This is a genomic window from Mycobacterium sp. IS-3022 (assembly GCF_001500065.1).
Taxonomy (GTDB): Bacteria; Actinomycetota; Actinomycetes; order Mycobacteriales; family Mycobacteriaceae; genus Mycobacterium.
Map to the genome: position 1 here is coordinate 163,402 of NZ_LQIN01000003.1, position 10,657 is coordinate 174,058.

General features: G+C 64.8%; 12 protein-coding genes. 11 read left to right on the forward strand and 1 reads right to left on the reverse strand.

Annotated features, from left to right (window positions below; translation table 11 throughout):
* The first annotated feature begins 96 nt into the window (after nucleotides 1-96).
* The 10 genes from AU188_RS04980 to AU188_RS05025 all read left to right on the forward strand — a co-directional run bounded on the left by AU188_RS04980 (nucleotide 97) and on the right by AU188_RS05025 (nucleotide 8,501).
* Complete coding sequence (locus AU188_RS04980) at nucleotides 97-537, forward strand: ATP synthase subunit I (RefSeq protein ID WP_059162617.1); 441 nt, start codon at nucleotides 97-99, stop codon at nucleotides 535-537.
* A complete protein-coding gene (gene atpB, locus AU188_RS04985; protein WP_059162618.1) occupies nucleotides 534-1,322 on the forward strand; it encodes a F0F1 ATP synthase subunit A in 789 nt (262 codons plus the stop codon). The genes AU188_RS04980 and atpB overlap by 4 nt, the downstream gene beginning before the upstream one ends.
* Nucleotides 1,323-1,386: 64 nt before the next feature.
* Nucleotides 1,387-1,635 carry a F0F1 ATP synthase subunit C gene (locus tag AU188_RS04990; protein WP_059100228.1) on the forward strand — a complete coding sequence of 83 codons (249 nt, stop codon included), beginning with the start codon at nucleotides 1,387-1,389 and terminating at the stop codon, nucleotides 1,633-1,635.
* Between the two features lie 8 nt (nucleotides 1,636-1,643).
* Complete coding sequence (locus tag AU188_RS04995; protein WP_059162646.1) at nucleotides 1,644-2,162, forward strand: F0F1 ATP synthase subunit B; 519 nt, start codon at nucleotides 1,644-1,646, stop codon at nucleotides 2,160-2,162.
* Between the two features lie 4 nt (nucleotides 2,163-2,166).
* Nucleotides 2,167-3,498, forward strand: a complete 1,332-nt coding sequence (locus AU188_RS05000; protein WP_059162619.1) for a F0F1 ATP synthase subunit B/delta — start codon at nucleotides 2,167-2,169, stop codon at nucleotides 3,496-3,498.
* 43 nt (nucleotides 3,499-3,541) lie between these two features.
* Entirely contained in the window at nucleotides 3,542-5,188 is a 1,647-nt protein-coding gene (gene atpA / locus AU188_RS05005) for a F0F1 ATP synthase subunit alpha (RefSeq protein WP_059162620.1), read from the forward strand.
* 14 nt (nucleotides 5,189-5,202) lie between these two features.
* On the forward strand, nucleotides 5,203-6,129 hold the full coding sequence (locus tag AU188_RS05010) for a F0F1 ATP synthase subunit gamma (RefSeq protein ID WP_059162621.1): 927 nt from the start codon (nucleotides 5,203-5,205) through the stop codon (nucleotides 6,127-6,129).
* Between the two features lie 21 nt (nucleotides 6,130-6,150).
* Nucleotides 6,151-7,677, forward strand: coding sequence for a F0F1 ATP synthase subunit beta (gene atpD / locus AU188_RS05015; RefSeq protein ID WP_059162622.1), 1,527 nt, complete (start codon nucleotides 6,151-6,153; stop codon nucleotides 7,675-7,677).
* A 2-nt stretch (nucleotides 7,678-7,679) separates the two neighbouring features.
* Complete coding sequence (locus AU188_RS05020) at nucleotides 7,680-8,045, forward strand: F0F1 ATP synthase subunit epsilon (RefSeq protein WP_059162623.1); 366 nt, start codon at nucleotides 7,680-7,682, stop codon at nucleotides 8,043-8,045.
* A gap of 9 nt (nucleotides 8,046-8,054) precedes the next feature.
* Nucleotides 8,055-8,501, forward strand: coding sequence for a DUF2550 domain-containing protein (locus AU188_RS05025; RefSeq protein WP_172799395.1), 447 nt, complete (start codon nucleotides 8,055-8,057; stop codon nucleotides 8,499-8,501).
* Here AU188_RS05025 and AU188_RS05030 read toward each other — a convergent pair.
* Nucleotides 8,498-9,076, reverse strand: coding sequence for a cob(I)yrinic acid a,c-diamide adenosyltransferase (locus AU188_RS05030; RefSeq protein WP_059162624.1), 579 nt, complete (start codon nucleotides 9,074-9,076; stop codon nucleotides 8,498-8,500). The genes AU188_RS05025 and AU188_RS05030 overlap by 4 nt on opposite strands.
* 70 nt (nucleotides 9,077-9,146) lie before the next feature.
* Here AU188_RS05030 and murA point away from each other — a divergent pair, with 70 nt between their 5' ends.
* Nucleotides 9,147-10,400, forward strand: coding sequence for a UDP-N-acetylglucosamine 1-carboxyvinyltransferase (murA, locus tag AU188_RS05035; protein ID WP_059162625.1), 1,254 nt, complete (start codon nucleotides 9,147-9,149; stop codon nucleotides 10,398-10,400).
* Nucleotides 10,401-10,657 lie beyond the last annotated feature (257 nt).

Sequence of the window (10,657 nt, forward strand, 5' to 3'; positions counted from 1 at the left end):
GTGATTCCGGCGAGCCAACCGCCCTCCGATACGCTCAGTGCGCCACGCACGCACATCATCGGGGCAGCCACCGTGACCGCGGATTGAGGTGAAGTAGTGACGACGCCAGCGCAAGACGCGCCGTTGGTGTTTCCCTCCGTTGCCTTTCGGCCATTGCGCCTGCTTGCGATCTGCGTGGTGTTCGCCGGACTGGTGACCGCGGCGGCCGCTCTGCTCGGCCATCCCATGGTCGGCGTGTTCTTCGGCACAGGGCTCGGATTGGGTTTGCTCAACGCCGTCCTGGTGCAGCGCTCGGTGGATGCGATCACCGCCGAGGCGCATCCGCTCAAACGCAAGATGGCGCTGAACTCCGCCACCCGGCTGTTGATCATGACGGTCATCGGGTTGACCATCGCGTTCGTCTTCCGGCCGCAGGGCTTGGGCGTGGTGTTTGGGATGGCGCTCTTCCAGGTATTGCTTGTTGTTTCCACGGCGCTGCCGGTGATGAAGAAGCTCAAGGAAGGCCCAGCTGATGAGATCGAAGGGGCGCAGCAATGACGGGACTTGAGGTCGCCGGCCAAGCGGGTCAGACCACAATCCTCGCCGCGGAATCCGGCATCCAGGTCGGCCACCACACGGAGGCCCACTGGTTCGGGCTGACGGTGAACACCGACACGCTGCTGGCGACGGCCATCGCGGCGGTGATCGTGCTCGGGCTGGCGTTCTACCTGCGCGCGAAGGTCACCTCGACCGGTGTGCCCAGTGGCGTGCAATTGTTCTGGGAAGCGATCACCGTTCAGACGCGCAACCAGGTCGAGGCCGCGATCGGGATGAAGATCGCACCGTTCGTGCTGCCGCTCGCGGTGACGTTGTTCGTTTTCATTCTGGTGGCGAACTGGTTGTCGGTGTTCCCGTGGCAGTACACCGACTCCACCGGCGCGATTCACGAGGTGCTCAAACCGCCGGCCTCGGACATCAACTTCGTGCTCGCGCTCGCACTGTTCGTGTTCATCTGCTACCACGCGGCGGGCTTCTGGCGCCGCGGCCCGCTCGGCCACCCGTGGCGGGTACTCAAGGGCCACGTCGCGATCCTGGCACCCATCAACCTCGTCGAGGAGCTCGCGAAGCCGATCTCGTTGTCGCTGCGACTCTTTGGCAACATCTTCGCCGGCGGCATCCTGGTGGCGCTGATCGCGCTGTTCCCGCCGTACATCATGTGGCTGCCGAACGCGATCTGGAAGAGCTTCGACCTGTTCGTCGGTGCGATCCAGGCGTTCATCTTTGCGCTGCTGACGATCTTGTACTTCAGCCAGTCGATGGAGCTCGACGAGCATCATGACTAGCCGCCCCACCCAGCAGGACCCACAGCCTGGTAGCACAGCTACCAGTTACCAAGGAGGATAAGGAATGGATCCCACTATCGCTGCCGGCGCGCTCATCGGCGGTGGACTGATCATGGCCGGCGGCGCAATCGGCGCCGGTATCGGTGACGGCATCGCGGGTAACGCGCTGATCGCCGGCATCGCTCGCCAGCCCGAGGCCCAGGGCCGACTGTTCACTCCGTTCTTCATCACGGTCGGTCTGGTCGAGGCGGCGTACTTCATCAACTTGGCGTTCATGGCGCTGTTCGTGTTCGCCACCCCGGTCGGGGGTTAATGCCGGCCATGGCTGACTCGAACGTCGTTCTGTTGGCGGCAGAGGGAGGCGGGCAAAGCAACTTCCTCATCCCCAACGGCACCTTCTTCTTCGTGCTGCTCATCTTCCTGATCGTGCTCGGCGTGATCGCGAAGTGGGTTGTGCCACCGATCTCCAAGGTGTTGCGCGAGCGCGAAGCCATGGTGCAGAAGACGATTGAGGACAATCGGCGGGCAGCCCAACTGCGGGCTGCCGCCGAGGCCGATTACCGCGAGGTGATGGCGACCGCGCGCCGCGATGCGACGAACGTCCGCGAGGAAGCCCGCGCCGAGGGACGCCAGATCGTCGACGAGGCGCGCACCCGTGCCAACGCGGAAGTATCGGGTCTGCTCCAGCAGGCCAACGAGGAGCTCACGAGACAGTCACTGGCGGTGACGACCGACCTTCAAGCATCGGTCGAAACGCTGGCAGCGAACCTGGCGAGCCGCGTGCTCGGCGTCGACGTGACCACTCGGACAGTGCCGGTCTCGACGGGTCAGGGGCGGTAGTCGCATGTCGACATTCATCGGACAGCTGATCGGCTTCGCGGTCATCGTGTTCCTGCTGTGGCGTTTCGTCGTGCCGTTGGTGCGGCGCATGATGACCAACCAGAAGGAGACCGTCCGTCGACAGCTCGAGGAGCATGCCGAGGCCGAGAAGAAGGTGGCCGACGCCGACACCGAACACGCAAAGGCGTTGGAAGAGGCCAAAGCCGAAGCTGCGGCGGTGATCGAAGAGGCCCGTCACGATGCCGAGCGGATCGCAGAACAGCTCCGCGCCCAGGCCGACCAGGAGTTGGAGCGGATCAAAATCCAGGGCGCGCAACAGGTTCAACTGCTGCGCCAGCAGCTGGTTCGCGAGCTACGGCAGGGCCTAGGCGCGGAATCGGTCCAGCGGGCCGGCGACATCGTGCGCGACTTCGTCTCCGATGGTTCCGAGCTGTCCGCGACCGTTGACCGCTTCCTCGCCGATCTCGACGAGATGGCTCCGTCGACGACGACGTTCTCGAACGCTGCCACTGCGAAACTCCGCGCGGCGAGCCGTGAGTCATTGTCCCAGGTGGTCGAACGGTTCGACGGAGTCGTTTCCGGTCTCGACGCCGACGCGCTGACGAAGTTGGCGACCGATCTGACGTCATCGGCGAAACTGTTGCGCCGCGAGGCCGTACTCGCCAGGCATCTTGCCGACCCGTCGAGCAATGCCGACCCCAAAATCCAGGTCATCGAGCGCTTGCTCTCCGGGAAGGTCTCCGACTCCGCGTTGGAGATCCTCAAAACCGCTGTGTCGCAGCGCTGGTCGACGACGGGCGATCTCATCCACGGCCTCCAGCACGCCGCCAGGTTGGCGTTGCTGGTGCGCGCCGAGGCAGACGGCCAGATCGAGGATGTGGAAGACCAGCTGTTCCGGTTCAGTCGCATTCTTGATTCCGAGCCGCGGCTGATAACGCTGCTCAGCGAGTACACCGCACCCTTGGATGGCCGAATCGGCTTGCTGAACAACGTGCTCGGGCGCCAGGCGAACAAGAACACCGCGGATCTGCTGCGCCAGACGCTCGACCTGCTGCATGGTGATCGCGCCGACGAGGCCGTTCGCGAACTGGCGAATCTGGCCGTTTCCCGGCGCGGCGAAATCGTCGCGCAGGTTCGTGCGGCCGCTGAACTGAGCGACGAGCAAAGTGAGCGGCTCACCGAGGTGCTCACCCGCATCTACGGCCATCCGGTGTCCATCCAGCTGGCCGTGGACCCCGCGTTGCTCGGCGGCTTGACCATCGCCGTTGGCGACGAGGTGATCGACGGCTCGCTGGCGTCGAAGCTGGCGGCGGCCGAGACCCACCTACCCGACTGACCCGACCACCCAAGACCCACCACACGAAGTAGGAAGACGAACCATGGCAGAGTTGACGATCTCGGCGGACGAGATCCAGGGCGCGATCGAGGAGTATGTCGCCGGCTTCGAGGCGGACACCGAGCGGGAAGAGATCGGCACCGTCATCGACGCGGGCGACGGTATCGCCCACGTCGAGGGGCTTCCCTCGGTCATGACGCAGGAGCTGCTGGAGTTCCCCGGTGGCGTGCTCGGCGTCGCACTGAACCTCGACGAGCACAGCGTCGGCGCCGTCATCCTCGGCGACTTCGAGAAGATCGAAGAGGGTCAGCAGGTCAAGCGCACCGGCGAGGTTCTCTCGGTTCCGGTGGGCGATGGCTTCCTCGGTCGCGTGGTCAATCCGCTGGGCCAGCCGATCGACGGCCGCGGCGAGGTCGAGACCACCGAACGTCGCGCCCTCGAGCTGCAGGCACCGTCGGTGGTGCAGCGCCAAGGCGTCAGTGAACCGTTGCAGACCGGTATCAAGGCGATCGACTCGCAGACCCCGATCGGTCGCGGCCAGCGTCAGCTGATCATCGGCGACCGCAAGACCGGTAAGACCGCGGTGTGCGTGGACACGATCCTCAACCAGCGGCAGAACTGGGAGTCCGGCGACCCCGACCTCCAGGTCCGCTGCGTGTACGTGGCGATCGGGCAGAAGGGCACCACGATCGCCAGCGTGCGCCAGACCCTCGAAGAGGGCGGTGCGATGGATTACACCACGATCGTCGCCGCACCGGCATCCGACTCCGCCGGCTTCAAATGGCTTGCGCCGTACACCGGCTCGTCGATCGCCCAGCACTGGATGTACGACGGCAAGCACGTGCTGATCGTGTTCGACGACCTGACCAAGCAGGCCGAGGCCTACCGTGCCATCTCGCTGCTGCTGCGCCGGCCGCCCGGTCGCGAGGCCTACCCCGGCGACGTGTTCTATCTGCACTCGCGGTTGCTGGAGCGGTGCGCGAAGCTGTCCGACGAACTGGGCGGCGGCTCGTTGACCGGTCTGCCGATCATCGAGACCAAGGCCAACGACATCTCGGCCTACATCCCGACCAACGTCATCTCGATCACCGACGGTCAGTGCTTCCTGGAGACCGACCTGTTCAACCAGGGCGTGCGCCCGGCGATCAACGTCGGCGTCTCGGTGTCGCGTGTCGGTGGCGCCGCGCAGATCAAGGCCATGAAAGAGGTGGCGGGTTCACTGCGCCTGGATCTGTCGCAGTACCGCGAACTCGAATCGTTCGCAGCCTTCGCCTCTGACCTCGACGAAACGTCGAAGGCGCAGCTGGACCGCGGCGCGCGGCTCGTCGAGTTGCTCAAGCAACCGCAGAACAGCCCGATGCCGGTCGAGGAACAGGTCGTGGCGATCTTCCTGGGCACCCGCGGCCATCTGGATTCGGTTCCCGTCGAGGACGTTCAGAAGTTCGAGCGGGAGTTCCTCGAACACGTGAAGGGCTCGCAGGAGGGAATCCTCAAAGAGATCCGGGAGAGCAAGAAGCTCTCCGAGGAGCTGGAGGAGAAGCTCGAGAAAGTCGTGAACGACTTCAAGAAGGGCTTCGACACCACGGACGGCAGCTCGGTCGTGCCCGACGAGCATGTCGAGGCGATGAATGAGGAAGACGTCGAGAAGGAATCGGTGAAGGTCCGCAAGCCCGCACCGAAGAAGAAGTAAGGCCTGAAAAGCAGATGGCTGCCACACTGCGCGAATTGCGCGGCCGTATCCGCTCCGCCGGCTCGATCAAGAAGATCACCAAAGCCCAGGAGCTGATTGCGACGTCGCGGATCGCCAAAGCGCAGGCCCGAGTCGAGGCGGCTCGGCCCTACGACCGCGAGATCACCAACATGCTCACCGAACTCGCGAGCGCGAGCGCGCTGGATCACCCGCTGCTCGTCGCGCGCGAGAACCCTCGGCGGGCCGGCGTGTTGGTGGTGTCGTCGGACCGCGGGCTCGCAGGCGCATACAACGCGAACATCTTCCGGCGGTCCGAGGAACTGTTCTCGCTACTCCGTTCGGAGGGCAAGGAACCCCTTCTGTATGTGGTGGGGCGAAAGGCTCTGGGGTACTACAGCTTCCGTAACTGGGACATTCAGGAGTCGTGGACTGGCTTCTCCGAGCGGCCCGACTATGAGAACGCGCAGGAGATCGCGACGACGTTGGTCGACGCCTTCACGGCCGGTATGGACGACGAAGGCGATGATCCCGGAGCCGACAACGTCCTCGGCGTCGACGAGCTGCACATCGTGTTCACCGAGTTCAGGTCGATGCTGTCGCAGACGGCGATCGCGCGCCGGATCGCACCGATGGTGGTGGAGTACAGCGAGGAGGACACCGGCCCGCAGACGCTGTTCTCCTTCGAGCCGGACGCCGAAACGCTTTTCGGTGCTTTGTTGCCGCGGTACATCTCCACCCGCATCTTCGCCGCGTTGCTCGAGGCGGCGGCGTCGGAGTCGGCTTCGCGCCGACGCGCCATGAAGTCGGCGACCGACAACGCCGACGACCTCATCAAGGATCTGACCCTGATGGCCAACCGCGAACGGCAATCTCAGATCACCCAGGAAATCAGCGAAATCGTCGGTGGCGCGAACGCGCTTGCGGACGCCGCCTCAAAGTAGCCCCAGAAAGCGAAGAAAAACATGACTGCTACTGCTGAAAAGAAGACCAGCACCGACACCGCCGGGCGCGTCGTACGTGTCACCGGTCCGGTCGTCGACGTCGAGTTCCCGCGCGGCTCCGTGCCGGAACTGTTCAACGCGCTGCACGCCGAGATCGGTTACAAGGAACTGGCGAAGACGCTGACACTCGAGGTCGCCCAGCACCTCGGCGACAACCTGGTGCGCTGCATCTCGATGCAACCGACCGACGGGCTTGTTCGTGGCGTCGAGGTCACCGACACCGGCAGCTCGATCTCGGTCCCGGTCGGAGACGGCGTCAAGGGCCACGTGTTCAACGCGCTCGGTGACTGCCTGGACGAGCCCGGTTACGGTAGAGACTTCGACCGCTGGTCGATTCACCGCAAGCCGCCGGCGTTCGACCACCTCGAACCCCGCACCGAGATGCTGGAGACCGGCCTGAAGGTCGTCGACCTGCTCACCCCCTACGTCCGCGGCGGCAAGATCGCGTTGTTCGGCGGTGCCGGCGTCGGCAAGACCGTGTTGATCCAGGAGATGATCAACCGCATCGCCCGAAACTTCGGTGGCACTTCGGTGTTCGCCGGCGTGGGTGAGCGCACCCGCGAGGGCAACGACCTGTGGGTGGAGCTCGCCGATGCCGACGTGCTCAAGGACACCGCGCTGGTGTTCGGCCAGATGGACGAGCCGCCCGGCACGCGTATGCGGGTCGCGTTGTCGGCGCTGACTATGGCCGAGTTCTTCCGCGACGAGCAGGGCCAGGACGTGCTGCTGTTCATCGACAACATCTTCCGGTTCACCCAGGCGGGTTCGGAGGTTTCGACGCTGCTCGGCCGGATGCCTTCCGCGGTGGGCTATCAGCCGACGTTGGCGGACGAGATGGGCGAACTGCAGGAGCGCATCACGTCGACCCGCGGACACTCCATCACCTCGATGCAGGCCGTGTACGTGCCCGCCGACGACTACACCGACCCGGCCCCGGCGACCACGTTCGCTCACCTCGATGCGACCACGGAGCTGAGCCGATCGGTGTTCTCCAAGGGCATCTTCCCGGCGGTGGATCCGCTGGCGTCCAGCTCGACGATCCTCGATCCCAGCGTCGTCGGCGACGAGCACTACCGCGTCGCGCAGGAAGTCATCCGAATCCTGCAGCGCTACAAGGACCTTCAGGACATCATCGCGATTCTCGGTATCGACGAGCTGGCTGAGGAGGACAAGCAGCTGGTGCAGCGCGCCCGTCGCATCGAGCGTTTCTTGTCGCAGAACATGATGGCGGCCGAGCAGTTCACCGGCCAGCCGGGTTCGACCGTTCCGCTGAAGGAGACCATCGAAGCCTTCGACAAGCTGACCAAGGGCGATTTCGACCATCTGCCCGAGCAGGCGTTCTTCCTCATCGGCGGTCTCGAGGATCTGGAGAAGAAGGCCGAGAGCCTGGGCGCGAAGATGGACGACGGTGGCGGCGACGGCGCCCCGACGCAGACGGACTCGAACGGCGATTCCGACAAGGGCGACGATTCCGACAAGGGCGAATAGCAATGGCGGAACTAGACGTCGACATTGTCGCCGTCGAGCGGGAAATCTGGTCAGGCAAGGCGACGTTCCTCTTCACCCGCACCACCGCGGGTGAGATCGGCATCCTGCCTCGTCACATACCGCTGGTCGCCCAGCTCGTCGACGACGCCATGGTGCGCGTCGAGCGGGAGGGCGAGGACGATCTGCGCATCGCGGTCGACGGCGGATTCATGTCGGTCACCGATGAAGGGGTGATCATCCTCGCGGAGTCGGCCGAGCTCGAATCCGAGATCAATGCCGAAGGCGCGCGGCGGGACGCCGAATCCGACGACGCCGCAACAGCTGCCAAGGGTAGAGCGAGGCTTCGCGCCCTGGGCCAGATCGACTAGCGGCCGCCGGTGAGCGCGCTCATGGTCACCATGGTCGCGCTGATCTGCGTGCTGCTCCTGGTCGTCGTCGCGCTGTCCTACCGGCTGTGGAAGCTACGGCAGGTGGGTGGCACCGCGGCGATCCTGCGGGACGTCCCGGCTGTCGGCGGCCACGGGTGGCGTCACGGTGTAATGCGTTATCGCGGCGGCGAAGCCGGCTTCTACCGGTTGTCGAGCCTGCGGTGGTGGCCGGATCGCCGACTGAGCCGCCGCGGTCTCGAGATCGTCTCGCGGCGGGCACCTCGTGGCGACGAGTTCGACATCATGACCGACGAGATCGTGGTGCTGGAGTTGCGTGACATCAGCCCGGAACGTCGCCGCGGCTATGAAATCGCATTGGATCGCGGTGCGCTGACGGCGTTTCTGTCCTGGCTGGAGTCCAGGCCGTCGCCTCGGGCGCGACGCCGTAGCTTCTAATCCGTTGCCGGACCGCCCGGTCGCCACAGCACATCGCCCTCGGGATTGGCGACCCGGGACAGGATGAAGAGCAGATCCGACAGCCGATTCAGGTATTTCGCGGGCAACACGCTGACCGAATTGCCGTGCGACTCCACCGCCGCCCACGCCGACCTCTCGGCGCGGCGGGCTACTGTACGGGCCACATGCAGAAGCGCCGATAGGGGCGTACCGCCCGGCAGCACAAACGAATTCAACGCGGGCAGCGACTCGTTGAACTCATCGCACCACGCTTCCAGCCGGTCGATGTAGCTCTGGGAGATCCGCAGCGCCGGATGTTCGGGTTTGTCGACCAGCGGTGTCGACAGGTCAGCGCCCGCATCGAACAGGTCGTTCTGAATCTGCTTGAGAACCTTCGAGATTTGCTCGCTGGGGTTTCCCAGGGCGATCGCCACCCCGATGGCGGCATTGATCTCGTCGCAATCGGCATACGCCACGAGGCGGGCGTCGTTCTTCGATACCCTGCTGAAATCGCTCAACCCAGTGGTGCCGTCATCGCCCGTGCGTGTATATATCCGGGTCAGATGGACCGCCATGGTGAAACCGTACCGGAACGCGTAGCCGAGGAAACTGACACGGCCAGCGGCGCTGTTTAAACTAACCCGCGTGAGCGAGCGATTCGTGGTGACCGGCGGAAACCGGTTATCGGGCGAAGTAGCCGTCGGGGGGGCCAAGAACAGCGTTCTGAAGTTGATGGCCGCCACGCTGCTTGCCGAAGGCACCAGCACGATCACCAATTGCCCTGACATTCTCGACGTGCCGCTGATGGCCGAGGTCCTCCGAGGCCTGGGGGCCACCGTGGAACTCGACAGCGACGTCGTGCGGATCACCTCGCCCGACGAACCGAAGTACGACGCCGACTTTGCCGCCGTCCGCCAATTTCGCGCATCGGTGTGCGTGCTTGGCCCACTGGTCGGCCGCTGTAAGCGGGCCAAGGTGGCGTTGCCGGGCGGCGACGCGATCGGATCGCGTCCGCTGGACATGCATCAGGCCGGCCTCCGCCAACTGGGCGCGCGTTGCAACATCGAGCACGGCTGCGTCGTCGCCGAGGCGGACCATCTGCGCGGCGCCGAGATCCAGTTGGAATTTCCCTCCGTCGGCGCCACCGAGAACATTCTGATGGCGGCCGTCGTCGCCGAGGGCGTCACCACGATCCACAACGCCGCGCGCGAACCCGACGTCGTCGATTTGTGCGCGATGCTCAACCAGATGGGCGCGCAGATCACGGGCGCGGGCACCTCGACGATGACGATCACCGGCGTCGAGCGGCTTTATCCCACCGAGCACCGGGTGATCGGTGACCGCATCGTCGCGGCGACGTGGGGGATCGCCGCGGCGATGACGCACGGCGACATCTCGGTCACCGGAGTAGACCCGCAGCATCTACAGCTGGTGCTGCACAAGCTGCATGACGCCGGTGCCACGGTGACGCAGTCCGACGACGGGTTCCGGGTGGTCCAATACGAACGGCCAAAGGCGGTCAACGTCGCGACGCTGCCGTTCCCGGGCTTCCCCACCGACCTGCAGCCGATGGCGATCGCGCTGGCGTCGATCGCCGACGGCACGTCGATGATCACCGAGAACGTTTTCGAGGCGCGGTTCCGGTTCGTCGAGGAGATGGTGCGCCTGGGAGCCGATGCCCGTACCGACGGTCATCATGCGGTTGTCCGGGGTATTCCGCAGCTCTCCAGTGCGCCGGTCTGGTCCTCGGACATCCGCGCCGGCGCCGGGCTGGTGCTGGCCGGGCTGGTCGCCGACGGTGATACCGAGGTTCACGATGTGTTCCACATTGACCGGGGTTATCCGCTGTTCGTGGAAAACCTCCAGAGCCTGGGCGCCGAAATCGAGCGGGTGGCCTGATCGCGGCTGGTCTCTGAGCCCGCCGCTCGCTCGGACCACTTTGAAGGTGGCGGCTTTGGGACTTGGCCGCAACTGGCGTATCCTCTTGTGAGAAGCCCACGGCCCCAGGCCAATCGGACTGGCGGACGGGGTTTGACGTCGCTGTCCAGATCGGTATAGACTGGCAGGGTTGCCCCAAAGGCGGGTGTGTTGTTTGAGAACTCAATAGTGTGTTTGGTGGTTTTTGTTTGTTGTTGTTTTTTGCCTGCCTCTTTTTC